Annotated in this window: 20 protein-coding genes; 16 read left to right on the forward strand and 4 right to left on the reverse strand. The window is 39.0% G+C overall.

Going from position 1 to position 18,898, the window contains the following annotated elements:
* Window positions 1-122: 122 nt before the first annotated feature.
* The 5 genes from CLV96_RS15905 to CLV96_RS15925 are packed head-to-tail and all read left to right on the forward strand — an operon-like array spanning window position 123 to window position 4,894.
* Window positions 123-1,046, forward strand: a complete 924-nt coding sequence (locus CLV96_RS15905; protein ID WP_040917089.1) for a sulfurtransferase — start codon at window positions 123-125, stop codon at window positions 1,044-1,046.
* Window positions 1,004-2,359, forward strand: a complete 1,356-nt coding sequence (locus CLV96_RS15910) for a multiheme c-type cytochrome (RefSeq protein ID WP_004784801.1) — start codon at window positions 1,004-1,006, stop codon at window positions 2,357-2,359. Before CLV96_RS15905 ends, CLV96_RS15910 begins: the two co-directional genes overlap by 43 nt.
* Window positions 2,352-3,065, forward strand: a complete 714-nt coding sequence (locus CLV96_RS15915) for a glycosyltransferase family 2 protein (protein ID WP_004785631.1) — start codon at window positions 2,352-2,354, stop codon at window positions 3,063-3,065. Before CLV96_RS15910 ends, CLV96_RS15915 begins: the two co-directional genes overlap by 8 nt.
* The gene (locus CLV96_RS15920; RefSeq protein WP_004784419.1) at window positions 3,055-4,338 is read left to right on the forward strand and encodes an MptA/MptB family glycosyltransferase; all 1,284 of its coding nucleotides are present in this window, start codon (window positions 3,055-3,057) and stop codon (window positions 4,336-4,338) included. Before CLV96_RS15915 ends, CLV96_RS15920 begins: the two co-directional genes overlap by 11 nt.
* Complete coding sequence (locus tag CLV96_RS15925) at window positions 4,298-4,894, forward strand: TIGR04282 family arsenosugar biosynthesis glycosyltransferase (protein ID WP_004786963.1); 597 nt, start codon at window positions 4,298-4,300, stop codon at window positions 4,892-4,894. The genes CLV96_RS15920 and CLV96_RS15925 overlap by 41 nt, the downstream gene beginning before the upstream one ends.
* Here the strand turns inward: CLV96_RS15925 and CLV96_RS15930 are convergent.
* Entirely contained in the window at window positions 4,891-5,367 is a 477-nt protein-coding gene (locus CLV96_RS15930) for an OmpA family protein (protein WP_004785280.1), read from the reverse strand. The genes CLV96_RS15925 and CLV96_RS15930 overlap by 4 nt on opposite strands.
* A 102-nt stretch (window positions 5,368-5,469) precedes the next feature.
* Between CLV96_RS15930 and lpxD the strand changes: the two genes are divergently transcribed.
* Window positions 5,470-6,489 (forward strand): UDP-3-O-(3-hydroxymyristoyl)glucosamine N-acyltransferase, encoded by a 1,020-nt coding sequence (gene lpxD / locus CLV96_RS15935; protein ID WP_004787690.1) that lies wholly within the window; start codon window positions 5,470-5,472, stop codon window positions 6,487-6,489.
* 12 nt (window positions 6,490-6,501) lie between these two features.
* On the opposite strand, the gene CLV96_RS15940 is transcribed toward lpxD, so the two are convergent.
* From CLV96_RS15940 to CLV96_RS15950, 3 genes are read right to left on the reverse strand one after another with little or no spacing between them, the layout of a single operon-like run.
* The gene (locus CLV96_RS15940; RefSeq protein ID WP_020776500.1) at window positions 6,502-6,849 is read right to left on the reverse strand and encodes an arsenate reductase family protein; all 348 of its coding nucleotides are present in this window, start codon (window positions 6,847-6,849) and stop codon (window positions 6,502-6,504) included.
* A complete protein-coding gene (locus tag CLV96_RS15945) occupies window positions 6,846-7,085 on the reverse strand; it encodes a hypothetical protein (protein ID WP_004786700.1) in 240 nt (79 codons plus the stop codon). Before CLV96_RS15945 ends, CLV96_RS15940 begins: the two co-directional genes overlap by 4 nt.
* Before the next feature lie 38 nt (window positions 7,086-7,123).
* Window positions 7,124-7,948, reverse strand: a complete 825-nt coding sequence (locus CLV96_RS15950; RefSeq protein WP_004786534.1) for an LIC_11366 family protein — start codon at window positions 7,946-7,948, stop codon at window positions 7,124-7,126.
* Window positions 7,949-7,983: 35 nt separating this feature from the next.
* Between CLV96_RS15950 and asd the strand changes: the two genes are divergently transcribed.
* From asd to dusA, 10 genes are all read left to right on the forward strand, one after another.
* A complete protein-coding gene (asd, locus tag CLV96_RS15955) occupies window positions 7,984-10,230 on the forward strand; it encodes an archaetidylserine decarboxylase (protein ID WP_004787274.1) in 2,247 nt (748 codons plus the stop codon).
* Window positions 10,231-10,232: 2 nt separating this feature from the next.
* Window positions 10,233-10,556: a DUF971 domain-containing protein gene (locus CLV96_RS15960; RefSeq protein ID WP_004787162.1), complete on the forward strand. Its 324-nt coding sequence runs from the start codon at window positions 10,233-10,235 to the stop codon at window positions 10,554-10,556.
* Window positions 10,557-10,650: 94 nt separating this feature from the next.
* Window positions 10,651-11,721 (forward strand): flagellar motor switch protein FliN, encoded by a 1,071-nt coding sequence (fliN, locus tag CLV96_RS15965; protein WP_134152045.1) that lies wholly within the window; start codon window positions 10,651-10,653, stop codon window positions 11,719-11,721.
* A gap of 41 nt (window positions 11,722-11,762) precedes the next feature.
* A complete protein-coding gene (locus CLV96_RS15970; RefSeq protein WP_004786126.1) occupies window positions 11,763-12,506 on the forward strand; it encodes a FliO/MopB family protein in 744 nt (247 codons plus the stop codon).
* On the forward strand, window positions 12,503-13,312 hold the full coding sequence (gene fliP, locus CLV96_RS15975; protein WP_004784989.1) for a flagellar type III secretion system pore protein FliP: 810 nt from the start codon (window positions 12,503-12,505) through the stop codon (window positions 13,310-13,312). Before CLV96_RS15970 ends, fliP begins: the two co-directional genes overlap by 4 nt.
* Window positions 13,309-13,572 carry a flagellar biosynthesis protein FliQ gene (gene fliQ / locus CLV96_RS15980; RefSeq protein ID WP_004786411.1) on the forward strand — a complete coding sequence of 88 codons (264 nt, stop codon included), beginning with the start codon at window positions 13,309-13,311 and terminating at the stop codon, window positions 13,570-13,572. The genes fliP and fliQ overlap by 4 nt, the downstream gene beginning before the upstream one ends.
* A gap of 1 nt (window position 13,573) precedes the next feature.
* A complete protein-coding gene (gene fliR, locus CLV96_RS15985) occupies window positions 13,574-14,356 on the forward strand; it encodes a flagellar biosynthetic protein FliR (RefSeq protein WP_004785277.1) in 783 nt (260 codons plus the stop codon).
* Window positions 14,353-15,603, forward strand: coding sequence for an EscU/YscU/HrcU family type III secretion system export apparatus switch protein (locus CLV96_RS15990; protein ID WP_004784878.1), 1,251 nt, complete (start codon window positions 14,353-14,355; stop codon window positions 15,601-15,603). The genes fliR and CLV96_RS15990 overlap by 4 nt, the downstream gene beginning before the upstream one ends.
* Before the next feature lie 4 nt (window positions 15,604-15,607).
* Complete coding sequence (locus CLV96_RS15995; protein ID WP_004785715.1) at window positions 15,608-17,722, forward strand: flagellar biosynthesis protein FlhA; 2,115 nt, start codon at window positions 15,608-15,610, stop codon at window positions 17,720-17,722.
* A 10-nt stretch (window positions 17,723-17,732) separates the two neighbouring features.
* Window positions 17,733-18,704 carry a tRNA dihydrouridine(20/20a) synthase DusA gene (gene dusA / locus CLV96_RS16000; protein ID WP_004786567.1) on the forward strand — a complete coding sequence of 324 codons (972 nt, stop codon included), beginning with the start codon at window positions 17,733-17,735 and terminating at the stop codon, window positions 18,702-18,704.
* Window positions 18,705-18,898: the final 194 nt, after the last annotated feature.

Consider the following 18,898-nt stretch of genomic DNA (forward strand, 5'->3'; position numbering starts at 1 on the left):
TTCCAAATTACGAAGAGGGTTCAATTCGGCAAGGAAAATTCGCTTTCTTGGATGAAATGTTTATTTTATTGACGAAAATTCGTCTTAAAAGAGAAAGATTTTAGAAATCGGGAGGGATCTTCGTGAAAGTATTCTGTGGTTATGGGATTTATCTTTTTTCTTTGTCTCTGTTTTGGGCTTTTTGGCTTCCATTGAGTGCAGGGCCCAAGGCCCAGTCAGGAGAAACCCAAGAAACCCCTTGGTTTCTTTCCAAAGAATCCTCTCTTCCATTCACTCAGTTTACTATCCTAGACGTACGTTCCTCCTTACAACGTTGGAAAAATAAGGTTCCAGGTTCCAAAGTCATCTCATGGGAAGAGCTATCGAGAACGGATGCTCCGCATAAAGGGGAATTGTTAGAATTAAAATTAGTGCGTAAAAGAATTTATGATTTAGGAATCAAAGAAAATGACAGTATACTTGTGTTAGGTGACGGCACTGGCGGATGGGGAGAAGAGGGACGCATCGTTTGGAGTCTACGTGAAGCTGGTTTTTCACAAGCCTTTTGGTTGGATGGCGGATTTGAAACTTTTGAAAAGGAAATTCAAAAGAAAACAAATTCTAAATCAGAAAGTAATATAAGTTCGACAACGAAATTTCCTAAACCAAATTCCAATCTATCCTATGGGATCCAAAAAGAGGAACTCGTGAAAAGTTTACCCTCAAAAGAGTATCAAATCCTTGATACTCGGGAGCCGAGAGAATATATCGGAGCCACACCATATGGCGAATCCCGCGGGGGGCATATCCCTGGAGCTAAATCTGCATTTTACCAAGAGTTATTCGATGCAAAAGGTCGAATCAAATCTAAGGCCGAAGTAGAACTTTATTTAAAACGTTTGGGTATCCAAAAAGAAAAACCAATTGTTGCTTATTGTACGGGAGGGGTCCGGTCTGCTTTTGTCGTTGGAATTCTTCGCACTTATGGTTATAATGCTTATAACTATGCGGGTTCTATGTGGGAATGGTCTCACGATCCGAAACTTCCTTTGGAAACTGGAAATTGAAACGAAATATTTACATTTTATTTTTTCTTTTTCTTATTTTAAGTTCGAGTTTTTTTATTTATCTCAACCAAAGATTAGTTCCCATTGAACAAGTGTTTCCTGGAAAGGTTTGGGCAAAACCAATTGAAAACCTAACAGATTTAAAAGCAGTTGGGCCACCGACTGCAAAAAATTGTGGGAATTGCCACACAGAAATTTATGAAGAGTGGAAACGTTCCACCCATGCCAATGCCCTCTCTGATATCCAATTTCAATCAGAATTAGCAAAACCAAGTTCACCAAAATGGATTTGTTTGAATTGTCATATCCCTGTACAAAATCAAAGAGAAACAATCATCACGGGTCTAAAAAATGGAGATTATTTCCGACCGATAGAAATCGCAAACCCCAGTTTCAACCCTGAGATGAAAGAAGAGGGTGTCACTTGTGCTACCTGCCATGTTCGTGTGGATTCTGAAACTAAAGAAAGTTATGTGATTGGTGGTACAGGCGGAACTTCACCACCCCATCCCATAAAAATTGATCGTAAACAATTGCTAAGTCGTTGTTACGATTGTCATAATGAAACTTATACTTTAAACGAATCTCTTGTTTGTTCCTTTCAGACGGGGACTGAACTCCTCGCGACAAAATCAAATGAATCCTGTTCTTCATGTCACCAACCAGAAGTTCGTCGATCTTTTGTAAAATCATCCTTAAAGAAACCAATCCGAACATCACACAAACATGGATTTATTGGTGGAGGTGTTCCAAAAACTTTTGAATTGTATTCTGACCAAATCCGATTGGGTTACAAGCCAGGGATGATCCTTTCAAACATAAAAGTGGAAAACAATTCTGTAGAATTAAAACTGACTAATACAAATGCGGACCATCATGTCACGACAGGAGATCCTGAGAGGTTTTATCGGCTAACACTCATTGGCCTAAACAAAGATGGTAAAACTATTTTTAAACAAGAAACTACTATTGGGCAAGAATGGTCTTGGTCTCCTACTGCCAAAAAAGTTAGTGATTCGCGGATCCAATCAGGAAAAGATTTCATTTGGAAATTGAAACAAACGGATACTGAGATTGAATCTTATCTTTTCCAAGCGGTCCACGTTCGTTTAAAGGATAAAACTTCAGACTATATGATCCTTTCTTCTGGTTACCTTTCGTCTCCGTATAAAGAAAAAGTGGAAAAAATGAAAGATTTGTATCCTCATAGTTCAATTATCATTGAATCAATTTATCATTTGAAAACAAAATTTAGAAAAGACACTCCTTTAGAAGAACTATTTCGAAGGAACGTACAAAGAAAAGGTGAATAAAGTTCTTTGTATCATTCCAGCAAGAGATGAGGAGGAAGGTATCTCCCGTGCGTTAAATGGTCTTATTGTTGGTTCTGGGTTAAATAAATCTCAGTTTATTGTCGTCAACAATGCATCAAAAGACCAAACTCCAACAATTGTCAGAGAAATGGGTTTATTGATATTGGATTGTCCTGAAATTGGATATGGAAACGCATGTTTGGTGGCATTGGATTGGATCAATAAATCAAAATTGGATCCCGAGTATATTTTGTTCTGCGATGCGGATGGTTCCGATGATCCTTCTGACATTCAAAAATTGATTCGGGTGATAAACGAAACAAAAGCTGATTTGGTCATTGGTTCAAGGATCATTGGGAATGTCGAAAGAGGTGCGTTGTCCCCCATCCAAATTTTTGGAAATGCCCTTACTTGTTTTTTGATCCTACTTTTTTTCCGACGTAAGTTTACGGATATGGGCCCTCTTCGCATTGTAAAATTTGCATCCTTTCTCAAATTGCAAATGCAAGATCCAACTTGGGGATGGAATATTGAAATGCATGTAAAGGCTTTACAACTTGGATTGGATATTCGTGAAATTTCGGTCAATTATCGAAAACGATTTGCCGGTGTCTCAAAAATTTCTGGAACATTATCGATGTCCTTACGTGTTGGTATTAAAATTTTATACACTTTCTTTCGGTTATTAATTTTCCGTGTCCACTAAACCATTGATTTTAAAAGTTCTTTTGCTTTTGATTTATCCGATTCTTTTGTTTGTTTCGGTACATTATGGAGATAGAAATGAATTCAGTGTAATCATTGTGTTGGCTGTTGTGTTGTCCCTATATTTTTATTTTTTATCGGACATCACATCTTTGTTTGGAAGTCGATTTTATCTTCTTCTTTTGTATGGGATTTTTTTACGGGTTGTCGTGATTGGTTCTCCGGCAGTATGGAGCGATGATATTTATCGTTATTTATTTGATGCAAAACTATTTTTAAACGGTATCACTCCTTATCACTATACTCCTCGTGAAGTTCTCGGTCTTGAGGCCACTTCGAAACTCGGATTGGATTTATTATTTTTGAAGATGAACAGCCCTGATTATTATTCCGTTTATCCTTTGTTAGTGCAAACTTTTTTTTCAACTGGAATTTTGATTGGTTCTATCTTTGGAGATAGTTTGGTCGGAATTCAGATTTTATTTGTCGCGGCCGAAAGTCTTAATTTGACTCTCATTCGAAAATTATACTCTCAAGATAAGAACCAATCCTATTGGTTATATTTTGGAAATCCTATCGTCATCATCGAAGGAGTTTCTCAAATGCATCCAGAGGTTATATTAGTCACGGGGTTTTTATTTCTGTTTATTTTGCAGTCCAATTGGTTTCGTTTGTTTTCTTTTTTTATCCTAACACAATTAAAGTTAAATGTATTTCTTTTTGTTTTTGGGTTTCTTGGAGACTGGAGACAATGGATTCGTTTGGTATTTGTAATGATTGTTTCACTCTTGATTTGGAAATTGACAGTATTTTCTGATTTTTTATTGCAGGGGAGTGCCGGCATTGGACTTTTTTTCCATTCCTTTCGATTTGCTGGTATTTTAGAGCCTTTTTTCTATTTTGTTTTATCTATATTTGAAGGAGAGTATTTGTCAGGGGCCATTTCTTTTTCAATTTTAGGATTAATTTTATTTTATTTAGCCAAAGAAAAGTATTTCTTTCGCCTAACGGAAAATGATTCATTTTTGGTTTTGTATTCTTTGTTTCTTTTGTTTTCTCCTGTCGTTCATCCTTGGTATTGGATTCCTTGGATTTTGTTTATGATTAAAAAAAAGGAAGCCGAAAAGATTGTTTCTCTCATTGTGTTTTTGGCCTTTTTGTCATACGGAATGTATGCACATTCTGATTTTGTATACTTTCATTGGACGATTTCAATTTTAGTATTAGGTTTTTATGGAAAAAAACAAATTAATCATCTTCGCAAAACAACCTGAACGTGGAAAAGTAAAAACTCGCCTAGCAGTGAGTATCGGAGAAGTTCAAACTTTAAAGATTTATTTGGAACTCCTTGAGATCACAAAAAAAATTACGTCAACCCTCTCGGTAGAAAAAATTGTTTATTGGGATCACCTTCATCTAGGAAACACTTTAGAATTTGAATTTGGTGATTCAAAGAAAGTCCAAGCAGAAGGAGATCTTGGATTAAAAATGAAAATTGCCTTTGAGAATGAATTTCGATCAAACTTTGGGAAGGTCTTGATCATTGGAACCGATTGTCCCTTTTTAACAAAAGAAATTTTAGAGAAAGCATATCATAGTTTAGATGATACTGATTTTGTGATAGGTCCAGCAAAGGATGGAGGGTATTATCTTTTGGGAATGAGGGAATTTTTTCCCTTTGTTTTTGATTCCATTCCTTGGAGCACTAGTGAAGTTCTTCCGCTTACACTTGATGTCATTCGAAAGAACAAAAAAACTGTGACTTTACTTACAGAGCTAAATGATATTGATGATATCTTTGACCTCAAAGATTGGAAAGGTCCACTTTAGGGGAGTGGCTGTAGTTTTATTTCGACTCGTCGGTTAAGAGCTTGGTGTTCCTTCGTTTTGTTAGGTGATTTTGCATTTCCATAAAACAATCTTCTGATTTGATTCGGTTCCACAAAGTGAATCAAAAAAAAACGTTCCACTTCTAAAGACCTTTTTTCGCTAATTGCGATATCTTCAGAAGTCGTTTTCCCTTCATTTGCATGCGCATGAATGTAAACACAGTAGTTTCGATTTTGGTTTAAAAAATCGGCGACGGGTTGTAATCGAACTAAATCTGATTTAGAAATTTTGGAAGAATGATTCGAAAAGTAGATTGTAAATGATTTTTCATCAGAAACCTGTTCTTTCTTTTTATAAGGATTTTCGAAGACATATCCTTCCTGCGCTATTAGATCTTTTGTGAATAAATAATATTGAACGGTGTAAGTTAACAAAAGCAAGCGGAGACCTTTGTTTAAAAGTAGATGGCGCATAGTCTAATCATCGGATTGTTTGAAAATAATCAATATGATAGATTTTAAAAATGTGATTGAAATATGTCCCTTCCAATTCATTTTCAAGTGTAAGGTGTATGAATGAAACTAAAAGATTTAGCTGAACAATTAGGTGCAAGTTTCACCGGATCCGGTGACTTAGAAATCAATGGGATCAAAGATTTGGAGCACCATACTCCCGTAGATCCAAATAGTATTTATTACGTAGCATCCAAAAAATACCTGGCAAAACACAAAAAAGCTTCGGATGTAAAAGTAGCTTTAACAATCGACTCGCTCGCTTCACAATTTCCTAATGCTATCATTATCCCAGAAGAAGGTTCTAAGGTAAAATTCATTCAAGTTGTCTCTTTGTTTGAAAAAAAACCAAAACATTCGGCTTCTATTTCCTCTAAAGCTAGTATCCATCCTTCCGCCAAACTTGGAAAAGATGTGACAATCATGGACTTTGCTGTGATCCAAGAAAATGTAGTCATTGGTGATCGAGCAGTTATTTATCCCAATGTAGTTTTGGAATCAGATGTAGAAATTGGTGAAGAAACAGTTTTAAAATCTGGAGTTGTCGTATATTATAATTGTAAGTTGGGAAAAAGAAATTTGATTCATTCTAATACTGTAATAGGTGCGGATGGGTTTGGATTTTATGATTATGCCGGCATCCGTTACAAAGTTCCCCAGATTGGAAACGTCATCATTGGTGATGAAGTAGAAATGGGTGCACATTGCACTGTGGATCGAGCCGCTCTTGAATCCACTACTATTGGGAATTTTACAAAGTTTGATGACCATGTCCATGTGGGTCATAATTGTCGTGTTGGAAATTACGTTTATATTGCTGGAGCGACTGTTCTTGCTGGCTCTGTTACGATTGAAGATGGATGTTTTCTTGCTGGACAATCTGCTGTTGCGGAACACCTAACAATGAAAAAAGGTTCAATTCTTATGGGATTATCGGGACTTACAGAAGATTCAAAAGAAAAAACCGCATATTTTGGAATTCCTGCAAGGCCAGCATTGGAAATGCATCGAATTCATAGTTCATTGCCAGTGTTACCAGAAATTGCAAAAGATTTTTCAAAAAGAAAGAAGTTGGAGTCTTAAAGGTTTCGACTTTTATTTTTTAGATTCTAAGATCCACTGTTTCCAGACATCTGGAACAAATCCGATGGTAGCACGTTTTCCATCTCGAACGATTGGAGTTTTGAAGAGAAGAGGGTTTTCGAGTAAGGCCTCTTCTTTATCGTATAACATATATTTGAGATTTTTGTCTTCGTAAACTTTGGATTCTGTATCAATCAAGTCATCTAAACTGACACTACCGAGGATGGAACGAAGTTCTCCCTTGCTCATCTCTTTTTCTTGCAGGTTGATGAACTGAAAATTTACGCGACGTTCTTGGAAGAAGAGTTGTGCCTTCTTCGTATCTTTGCATTTTTTGGTTCCGAAGATTTGGAGATTCATCCAAAAATAGACTTTTTGAAATCTTCTAAAAGCATTTCAGGACCAGACAACATCAATTCGATTTGATCTTTGTCCAAGTCGTACATGACATGCGCTTGTAGGTATAAAGTGAATTCTTCTGCAGAAACTTTTTTTGCATCGAAGTTTTCTTTTAGAAAGTTATACCAAGCAGCAAGGATGACTTTTTGGTGAGCCAATTCTTTAATACCGATGGTAATGATTTTAGAAGGTTTCATGTAATTTTCTTAAAAATGATACTTTCATCAATGGATCGTCAATCCAAAAACCTTTGGAAGACTGAAAAATAAAGAACCCATGATCCCGTATTCATATCTAACCTTCGAAAAGTTTGTGCAGTGCTCACAGTGGCATCTAAGATTCGAGTGTCATCAATCACACCGACTTTCCCGTCGGCCCGAATATAGAAACTTGAAGTCTCTCCATTATAGTTTCCGCTAAACTTATCAATAGCAACATGATGATAACCAAGGCCAATTTGAAAAAATGTATTTTCGTATAACCTATGATTGATGGCAGTTTCTGCTCGATACGCGAGCCCACTTCCCCTAAGCCTACCTTTTTGATTAAAGTATTGAGTATCCGGAGGTAACTCCCCAATGGAATATCCTCTTATGTTCCAATCGGCAGATGTAAATCCAATACCCAATCCATTTTCCCATTCCCAATTCCGAAAGATAGGCATTGAAAAGTAATACATCCCAAGGACATGGTAGGAGTAAATTTCTGACCTAAGTTTTGTGTAATACATATCACTTGTAGCTTCTGTTAGGTGTAGCATTTGCCAATCATTTCTGCCAATAACAAACCCAACCCTTGATCTAGAATCCAAAAGGAAACGGACAAAACCTTCATACAAGTTGGTAGACTTTCCTCCGCTCAAACTAACGTCAGAAAAAACCAATGGATTAAAGGTGGAAGAGAACTGTTTTAGGTCACCGTCAAATCGACCTGGAATTCGTTCACCAGCACCATATCGCATTCCCACTTCGATCCCGGATGGTTCGGCGGCTAAGTTGCCAAGGGTTAGAGAAGAAATCATAAAAACCAATAGAGAAAGGATCACAATACATCTTGACATAACAATTTATTCCAATTTCGTGAGGAAGAACCAATATGGAAACACTCTTTCAAAACGGATCTACGTTTAATCTGATTTTAGGATCAGACATTCTCAGCCCTTATTTTTATCTCATTCTGATTGCCTCTATGTATTTGAGCTTCCGATTGGGATTTCCACAAATTCGTTTTCTCTTCCTCGCTCTCAAGATCCTTACGGGCAATATGGACTTCAAAGGTTCCAAGGGACAATTGGTTCATTCACAGGCATTTTTTGCAGGGATCGGTTCTTCCTTACTGGCTGGTTCTGTGATCGGAACGGCACTGGCCATCGCTTATGGCGGAATTGGCGTTCTTTTTTGGATTTGGGTCATGAGTTTGTTTGTGATGCCCATCCGTTTTGTTTCCTCAACACTTGCAGTCAAATTCAGAAACCAACTTCCGAGCGGTCGTTATCTTTCAGGTCCAATGTATTTTATCGAAAAAGCTTTGCGTGCCAAATGGCTTGCCGTTGCTTTTTCGCTCGCAAGTTTGGTAACGGTCCTTTTGTTCGGTGGAATTTTTCCTTATGTAGGGCTCACGTATATCACCAAAGAGGGTTTGAGTTTATCCGGTTTATCGGGCCCCATATCCATTTCTGTGATTTTGCTTTTTATTGTCATTGGTGGTGTTAGGCGAGTCGGTCGTGCTGCTTCCATCCTTGCTCCAATTGGTATCATTCTCTTTATTTTTGGGTATGTATCTTTATTCTCTGGTGGAATGATTTCCTTTTTTGGATTTTTATCGGACGTTACGAAAGAAGCATTTTCTATTAAGGCCTTACAAGGTGGTGGGGCATTTGGAATTTTACGTGGCCTTTCTGTTTCCTTAAGTACTTTCTTTTTATCTACAGAAACCGCTGTCGGAAAATCTTCTGGGATTGCTGGGGTGGTTCGAACTGATTATGCCGCAAAACAAGGGTTAGTAAGTATGCTTGCATCCTTTTTTGAAGGGTTTGTTATGGCAACTCTTGTTGGTTTTGTATTGTATTCTTACGGTGCCGTCAATTTAGAAACCATTCTATCTTTTCCAAATCGAATTTTGGAACAAAAGGATACATTGCCTGCAATTTTATTTTTTGTCTCCTTCCTTTGTTTCGGAGTTCTTAGTCTTGCCGGTTGGTTTTATAGTGGAGAACAAAATGCATTTTATGTGTTTGGTGAAAAGTTTTCCAATTTTTTTAGAATGTTATTCATTGGATCAACTCTTGGTTTTGCTTATCTTTTTGTAAATTATGGAATTGGTGTATTTATATTTGTAATGCATTGGGGTTATATCGCAGCAGTGATTACCAGTGTGCCATTGTTAGTTTCACTTATGTTGCTAGGAAAATCTGCCAATTTGGAACTAAAAAAGTATCTTTCCGAATCAGGTGCTCGTTACGAAATTTTCAAAGACATTTACCTTTTGTTTTTGACCTTACTTCCTAAAAACCTGATTTCCAAAATTTTTGGATATTTTTCGACTTTAAAATTGCCAAGATTTATGATGATCCCTATTTTAAAGGCATTTGCGAAGGCTTACAAAATCAATTTAAGTGAAGCCGAACTTGAGATAAAAGAATACGCATCTCTCAATCAATTTTTTACAAGAGCCCTTCGGGCAGAAGCAAGGATCATTGATTCGGCAAGCAATGCGGTTGTATCTCCAACAGATTCCAAAATTACAAGTTTTGGTAATATCAGCCAGTCGACCATTATCCAAGCCAAAGGAATCGATTATTCCGTAAAAGAATTGTTAGGCTCTGAAAAGTATTATCCTTACTTCACAAATGGAAAATACATCACTTTTTACTTGTCCCCACAAGATTACCACCGCATCCACAGTCCATTCGCTGGTCAAATTCTTGGTTATTACTATGAGCCTGGAAAACTTTTCCCCGTGAATGATTTGGCCGTTCTGAATATCCGCGGGCTTTTTCCTAAAAACGAAAGACTTATCACCTTCTTACAAACTGAATACGGCAAAATTGCGGTCATTAAGGTCGGGGCGTCTAACGTGGGTAAGATTCGCGTGACGTATGACAATAAAATTGTAACAAACAACTGGATTCGTTTTGCAAAAGAATACCACTACAAAGATGTCTCTATTATGATCGACAAAGGGTCGGAACTGGGACGTTTTGAGATGGGGTCCACCGTTATCCTTGTTTTCGAAAATGATACCATCGACTTGACAAACATCGCCCTCGGTGACAAAATCCAATACGGAACCACTGTGGGAAATTTTCGTTCCAAAACGACAAAACTACCGGTGAAACCTTAAAAATGTCGAATTCGCAACTTGCTACCTTCCCTAAAGAAATTTCTTTCGATGATGATTCTTTGTACATCGAATGGAAGGATGGCCATGGGTCAAAGTATTCTCTTTTAGACCTTCGCAAAAAATGCCCCTGCGCCACTTGTCGGGGCGGGCATGGTGGGAAAGTAGGGGATGCGACGGGTCATATCCAGTCCATCAAACTCCTTTCTTGGACCAAAGTTGGTCGGTATGCGATTTCCATTGTTTGGAGTGACTACCATAACACTGGAATTTACTCATATGACAATCTTCGTGCCTATTCGGACGGATTTGCGAGCGCATTCGACTGACCTCTTTTACTTTTTGTCAATTCGGAAAAAAACTGAGTGACAAAAAGATTCATATTATGTCTCATTATCCTAAGTTTTCCGGAGATATAAGGGTATGGGTGAAGGTTCACTCTCACAAGACGAGATAGACGCATTACTACAAGGTGCGGATGATACATTCGACCTCTCTTCTTTAAGTGGCGCCGCAAGTTCGTCATCGGACAACCTATCTCCAATTGACCGAGACATTATTTCTGATGTGATCGGCTCTGCATTCCAGGTGGCGGGGAACACACTTGGCACGATCTTGGCAAAAAACACTCGTTTTATGAACCCTGCCACCGAATCGAGCTCCTCTGCTGACATTCAAAAGGAACTTGGAACAAAATCCGTTAGTTTGTTTTCGACAATTAGCGGAAGTTTGGCGGGTCGTGTTTGTCTCATCATGGCCCAAGAAAATGCAGCCAAAATTGCAGGAGTGATGATGGGGGGAATGACCCCTCCGGGCCAATTAGACAACGCCCAGCTCCAAACCCTAAAAGATTCATTATCGCCGATTCTTGGAACCGTGACTGCACAAATAGGAATGAAACTTGGTGGCACCATGTCAGGTAGCCCACCGGAAATTGCCCTTGTGAATTCAGGTCGTGATTTACAACTACCAGATGACAGCAATTTGGTGAAAACTTCCCTCAGTTTGAATATTGATGGAGTTGGTTCCTTTAAAGTATACTATGTAATCGCATTGTCTATGGCAAATTCCGTTTTGGATATCCAAAAAGGTGGCGGCCAAAAACAACAACAACAGTCCGGCGGAATGAACGTCAACATGCAACCGAATATGGGTATGGGTGGTGGACAAGGATCTGTTGGAATCAAAGGTGTCAATTTCCCCTCTCTTGCTACCGCAGGTGGTGGCCCTGGACAAACAAACCTCAATCTTCTAATGGATGTGCAAATGGCACTGACAGTAGAGCTCGGAAGAACCAAAATGTACATCAAAGATATTTTGGGGTTGGGTGAAGGTTCTATCATCGAGTTGGATAAGTTAGCTAGTGAGCCAGTTGATTTACTTGTGAACGGCAAACTCATCGCAAAAGGTGAGGTTGTGGTTATCGATGAAAACTTTGGGGTTCGTGTTACCGATATTGTAAGTCCTACTGACCGACTCAAAGGCGAAAAATGATCAGATCCATTCATAAAAGCTTAAAACAAAAGGGGCAAGTTATGTACTTTTGCCTGATCCTTGTTTTTGCGGTTTCTTCTGTATATTCTCAAAATGCGGAAACCAAGGAATTGGATCAAATCCTTCGCCAAGAATTAGGTGATTCTAAACCCAAACCAGCTGATGCGAATCCCTCCAATTCCGGTCCAAAGTTTGAAGGCTCGACTAACACGGCCAATTCGAATGCTGGTGAGGCCACAAAAGGGAACGAAGAAACCAATCTTATCCAAGAAAGATATGCGGAAAACTCTGATGATTCTCCTTCCGCAACTTGGATTTTACTCAAAATTTTATTTATCTTAAGCATTCTCGTTGGTGCCGGATATTTTCTAATCCTACAAATGCAAAAAACAAAATCAGCTAAATACCCCGTAAAAGGGTTTATGAAGGTTTTATCTAGTTTGCCGCTGTCGGCCACTCAATCGGTTCAGATTGTCGAAGTGGGTGGGCGTACACTTGTGTTAGGTGTTGCCGATGGTTCGGTAAGTTTACTGACAGAAGTGACTGCCCCGGACGAAAAATCGCAAATCCAAAAAATGAAAGAGGAAGCTGATCCTTACGTTCCTAATTTTTTAGAAACTGTTCTCGAAAGTTTACAATCCAAAGCACAAAGAAAAATTCGTATCAACCCATCCAAGATGGAAAGTTTGGAATTTGACGGTGCGGCCGAAATCCAAAGAAAGGCCAAAGAAGGATTGGAGCGTCTCCGCAAACACCGTGAATTGTTAGAGGGAGGGGAGTCGTGAAATCTCGTTTTTTATCCTTCCTTAAGAGACATAAATCGATTATTTTTCTCATTGGAATTCTATTCCTCATCACTGCCGGTGGGTTTACGGGCCTTATGGCTCAGGACAAAGGTGCAAGGATTCCAATTCCGAACTTGTCATTTAACGTAAATGAGGCGAAGGGCCCAAAAGAGACAAGTTTGTCTCTTATGATCCTTTTTCTTGTGACCATTCTTTCCTTGGCACCTGCGATTGTGATGAGTGTGACTTCATTTACGAAGGTTGTGATTGTATTTGATTTTGTGAGAAGGGCACTTTCCTTACAGAATTTACCACCAAACCAGGTGATGATGGGTCTTGCGTTGTTTGTAACTTTTTTTATCATGGCACCTACGATTGGTAAGGTGAATGATGAAGCACTCCAACCTTACTTAAATGGGAAAATTGACCAGTCTGCTTTTATGGAAGGTTCCATGAAACATCTTCGTCAATTTATGATTCGCCAGTTAGGGAAAGATGGAACCAAAGATGTGGCTTTGTTTCTGAAAATTGGGAAAGTACAAAACGTAAAATCTTTTGAAGATGTTCCATCTTACGTTTTGGTTCCCGCTTTTATGCTAAGTGAAATCAAAAAAGCATTTATCATCGGTATTTATATCTTCATACCATTTATTGTAATCGATTTGATTGTTGCGTCTGCCCTCCTTGCTATGGGTTTTATGATGTTGCCACCGGTGATGATTTCTCTTCCGTTAAAACTCATTCTTTTCATTTTGATTGATGGATGGAACCTACTTGTTTTGGAACTTGTAAGGAGTTATAAATGACAGAAGTAGACGTTGTTAACTTGATGCGAGAAGCATTCATTGTGACTCTAAAAATATCCAGTCCCATCTTGATTACTGCACTTGTTGTGGGGCTGATTGTTGGAATTTTACAAACCACAACTTCGATCCAAGAACCTACAATTGCTTTTGTTCCCAAACTTGTTTCTATTTTTGCTGTGATAGTATTTTTTTCGGCTTGGATGGTGCGGGTGATGACAGACTATACTCGTGAAATTTTTTTTATGATAGAAAAGATATGATATGGAATCATTTGTTTTACACTTTCAATCTTTTCTCTTTGTCTTAGTTCGACTACTCGGACTTTTTTTGGTAGCACCATTTTTCTCTTCTGAATCAATCAACTTTTCACTCCGAATGATTTTTTCCTTTATGGTTTCGTTGATTGTTTATCCAGTTGTGGCAACTTACATGCCACCAGTTCCCGGCCATATGATCAATTTTGGAATCCTAATTCTTTCTGAATTGTTGGTAGGAGTATTTATTGGATTTCTCGTCTCACTAGTGTTTGCTGCCTTTCAAATGGCTGGAGAATTTTTTAATAACCAAATTGGATTTGGTTATACGGAAATTTTGGATCCAGTTACTCAAAACTCACTTCCTGCGATTGGTACCATGAAAAATTTGATGGCAACCGCTCTTTTTCTCGTGATAGGAGCACATCGATTTCTCATTGAAACATTAGCCTATTCTTTTGAAAAAATTAGAATCATTGCTTTTACGGGAAAGGTAAATGCTGGGCTCTATAAGTTGATGGAAGAAGCGATCGGTGCTATGTTTGTTGTTAGCTTTAAAATTGCACTTCCTGTGATGGGAATTCTATTTTTGGTTTCCCTTGCAGAAGGCCTAATGGGAAAAGCTGCCCAACAGATGAATGTAATGTCAATGTCGTTCCCACTGAAAGTTTTTATTGGAACACTCACTCTCATTGCAACCCTTACTTTCATCGCAACTCAAATGGTACAAGGAATTCAGATTTCCATGGATAAGGCAAATTTACTCATCCGGGAGTGGCCAAACTTATGAAAGGGAAATTAAAGTTCTTCTTTGCTAAGATAACCGCATGGATAGAGGCTGTGACCAAACCTTTGTTTGGTGGAATTCGTTTTTTGTCATTTGGCCTTGCTGAAGATTTGCAAACAGATTTATTTTCAAAGGATCTTCGTTTTACTACCGGTTATTATGCGATAGAACTCCAACTCTTCGCTGCAGCTGATGAAGGTCGAACTGAACCGCCGAGTGAACGTCGTAGAAGAGAAGAAAAGGAAAAGGGAAATGTCCCGAAATCCAACGAAGTAGCGTCCACTCTTGTTTTGTTAGGTGGAACGGGTGTTTTGTTTATCTTGGGTGATACATTTATAAGAAACACTGCAATTTTTATTAAAAAATATCTCCCCATGGGCATGAAACTTGACCGGTTCGGGGCAGAGGAATTCCGGGTGATCCTTGCCGGTGTTTCCCGTGATTTTTTTAATCTGCTTTGGCCTATCCTTGCAATTACACTTGTATTTGCTATTGTTGGGAATGTGGTGCAGGTGGGATTTATGTTTTCGCCGAGAGCACTTTCATTTCGATTTGATCGAATCGCTCCCAACTTTAAACGGGTTTTGCCAAATCGCCAAACATTATTTAATTTAGTTAAGTCTCTCGCAAAAGTAGTGTTAATTGGTGTAATAAGTTATGTTTTAATATCAGGTGACTTTTTGAAAGTTCTTTTGACAGGAAATATGGGAATGATGCAGGCCATTACTCTCATTACGTATTCTGGATTTAAGATTATGATGGCTGCTGGACTTTTGTTACTTGGAATCGCTGTTGCTGACTTTTTTTTCCAAAAGTCCGAATTTGAAGAATCTCTTAAACAAACTCCTTCTGAAGCCAAACGAGAGATGAAAGAAGATTCTGGTGATCCAGTGATGAAAAACCGAAGGATGCAATTGGCAAGGGATATGATGCAAGGAAATATGCTTCGTGAAGTCCCGAAAGCCGATGTTGTCATTACCAATCCTACTCATTATTCGGTGGCATTATCTTATGAAATGGGAAGGGATTCAGCACCAAGAGTAATTGCTAAAGGTGAGAATCGCCTAGCGCTTGAAATACGAAGGATTGCTCGTGAAAACGATGTCCCTATTATAGAAAGTCCCAAACAAGCACGCCTTTTATATGCGCAAGTGGAAGTGGGAGAAGAGATCCCACAAGAATTCTTCCAAGCAGTGGTGCAAATCCTCATCACTCTTGAGAAGTTCAAAAAAAAAGTAGGAATGGCATAAGCAAATGAACTTTAGAGACATACTCAAACAATCCGATGTGGTTTTAGGGGTGGGAACACTTCTGATTTTGGGAATGTTGATTGTCCCTTTACCGGGATTTGTCTTGGACATTCTGATAGTAGTGAGTATTGGGCTTGGGTTACTCATTCTCATGACGGCATTGTCCGTGACCGAACCAAGCGAGTTTTCGATTTTTCCAAGTTTACTACTCATTACCACCTTATTTAGGTTAGCGCTGAACGTATCCACAACAAGACAAATTTTATCCAAAGGCCCTGCGATGAACTCAAGTGTGATTGAAGCATTTGGAACATTTGTGGTGGGTGGAGAATCGGGACTTGGGAAGTATGTCGTAGGCCTTATTATCTTTATCATCCTTACCATCGTACAGGTATTAGTGATCACGAAAGGTGCGACGAGGATCTCGGAAGTTGCTGCCAGGTTCACACTCGATGGATTACCACAAAAACAAATGTCGATAGATATGGAATTGAATAGTGGTGCAATTACAGAAGCAGAGGCAAAAGTAAAACGTAAAAAAGTCCAAAGAGAAGTAGATTTTTATGGGGCCATGGATGGAGCTTCGAAATTCGTTCAAGGTGATGTTCGTGCAGGTTTAATCATTACCGCGATTAACTTACTTGGTGGGATTCTGATTGGATCTACGATTCGTGGAGAATCATTTCTCGCATCCATTGAAACCTATGGAAAATTTACGATTGGAGATGGACTTGTTTCGCAAATTCCAGGTCTTCTTTCTACAACTGCTACTGGTATCATTGTCACTCGTTCCAGTTCAGAAAAGAAGCTAACCGTAGAGATCAAAGACCAACTTTTTGGGAATGCCAAAACTTTGTATGTGGTTTCGGGGGCACTTGGTCTTTCTAGTTTGATTCCGGGACTTCCATTTTTTTCCCTTTTGTTTTTAGCAGGTGCCATTGGGTATTTGGGATATTCCATCGAACAAGTGGCAAAAGAAGAAATCAAAAAAATTGAAAACGTTGCGCAAGAAAAGGTCCAAGAGAAAAAACCAGAAAACTACATCAAAGAAATTTCTGTGGAAGCCATTCAAGTGGAACTAGGTCGCGATTTACTTCCGTTAGTGGATGCATCTTCTGGTGGGCATCTACTTGAGCAGATTGCCAATACTCGTAAAAAATTCGCTATCGATTTTGGTCTCGTGATCCCTGCGATTCGAATCATAGACAATCTAGAAATCCCTCACGATAATTATAGCATTCGCATCAATGGTGTTGTTGTTGGGCAATCAGCAGTGAGAGCTGATCGTTTGATGGCAATGAACAATACCGCACGTAACTTGGATCCAATCGTAGGAGAACCATTCACGGAGCCGGCATTTGGTTTGAAGGCAACTTGGATTGATCCAAATGATAAAATTGAGGTGGAGAATAAAGGTTATTCGGTTGTGGATCCATCAACGGTTATCATCACTCATCTAAAAGAGTTAATTTCAAATTACGCTTCACAACTTTTAGGAAGAGAAGAAGTAAAAGCACTTCTAGAACACTTACGACAAACCCATCCCACTCTTGTGGGAGAATTGGATTATGACAAACAAGGAAGACTGGGGATCATCCAACAAACCTTGCAAAACCTTCTGGCAGAGGGACTATCCATTAAAAACCTTCCGAAAATTATGGATGCGATTGCGAACCATCTCCCAAGGACAAACAATCCTTTTGATTTGGCTGAACATGTAAGGCAAGCTTTATCGCGCCAAATCATCAATGATTTTCTTTCTCCAGATGGAAAGTTACATGTGGTTACAATTGACCCAAGGATCATTGATCGTATGAACAAAAGTATCACACTGGATGAAACTGATGGTAGTAAACTCATCATCCTTCCACATGATGTTCGTGTGAGGATTTTAGAATCTGTTTACAATGAATTACAAAAGGCATTGGATGAAAATAGGTTCCTGATTTTTGTAGTTTCTAGGTATCTCAGACAAGCATTCGCATTCTTTTTGACAAAGGAACTACCCCCCAGGAACTTTGCAGTAATTGCTTCTGAAGAAATTCATAGAGGGGTTCCGACAGAAATTGCTTCGGTTTTAAGCCTTCCATCCCGAGAGGAACACCCACAAGAAGCATAGGAGAATCTTTTTGCCTAGTCTTGTCCCATCGCACCGCATTTCTGTTGCTCCGATGATGGACTGGACCGACAGACATTTCCGCTTTTTGATGAGGCTTATCTCCAAACAGACCTTACTCTATACGGAGATGGTAACTACAGGTGCCATCCTCCGTGGGAAAGACAACCACAGATACTTAGATTTTTCAAAAGAAGAACATCCCGTTGTGCTTCAGTTAGGTGGTGATTCGCCAGTATCCCTGGCAGAATGTGCCAAAATTGGCGAAGATTATGGATATGACGAAATCAATCTGAATGTCGGTTGTCCCTCGGATCGAGTACAAAGTGGAAGTTTTGGGGCATGCCTCATGAAAGATCCAGACCTTGTGGCAGAAATGGTTTTTGCTTGTAAGGGAAAGGTTAAAGTTCCTGTAACCGTCAAACATCGGATTGGTGTGAATGGAAAAGAAAGTTACGAGGACCTGCATCATTTTGTTTCTAAGATTAATGCCGCTGGTGTGGATCATAGTATTGTTCATGCAAGGATTGCTATTTTAGAAGGACTTTCTCCCAAAGAAAACCGAACGGTTCCTCCCCTTCGTTATGAAGATGTTTACCGATTAAAAACAGATTTCCCTGATTTACCCATCACCATCAACGGGGGAATTAAGACGCATTCTGAAATTAAAGAGCACCTAATGAAAGTAGATGGAGTGATGATTGGGCGTGCTGCTTATGATAATCCGTATATGTTTTATGAAGTAGACCAATTGTATTATGGATCTAAGGAAAATCCTCCGTCTAGAGAAGATGTTCTTCGGGAACTCATTCCTTATATTCGGTCATCTCTTGCGAGAGATGGAAAAGTACATCATATTTTACGCCATATTTTGGGACTTTATTTTGGAGAAAGGGGAGCTCGTGAGTATCGAAAATTTCTCACAGACCGGATGCACCTATCGGGAGCTAATGAATCCATCCTAGAGGATTATCTGAAGCGTTAAGGATCTGAAGGGCGTAAGGTCAGCTTTTCGTCTAACGACGAGAAGCTGACGGGAGCGAAAGCGCACCCCGGAGGAGCCTGACCCTTGGAAAATGAAAGTTTCGGATACAAATGGATTGGGGAACGCCCAATGAAAAGGAAAAGAAGTCAATCGAATTATTTAAAATTGGAAGGTATAGATTAACTTGGATTAGA

The sequence above is a fragment of the Leptospira meyeri genome (assembly GCF_004368965.1).
Classification (GTDB): Bacteria; Spirochaetota; Leptospiria; order Leptospirales; family Leptospiraceae; genus Leptospira_A; species Leptospira_A meyeri.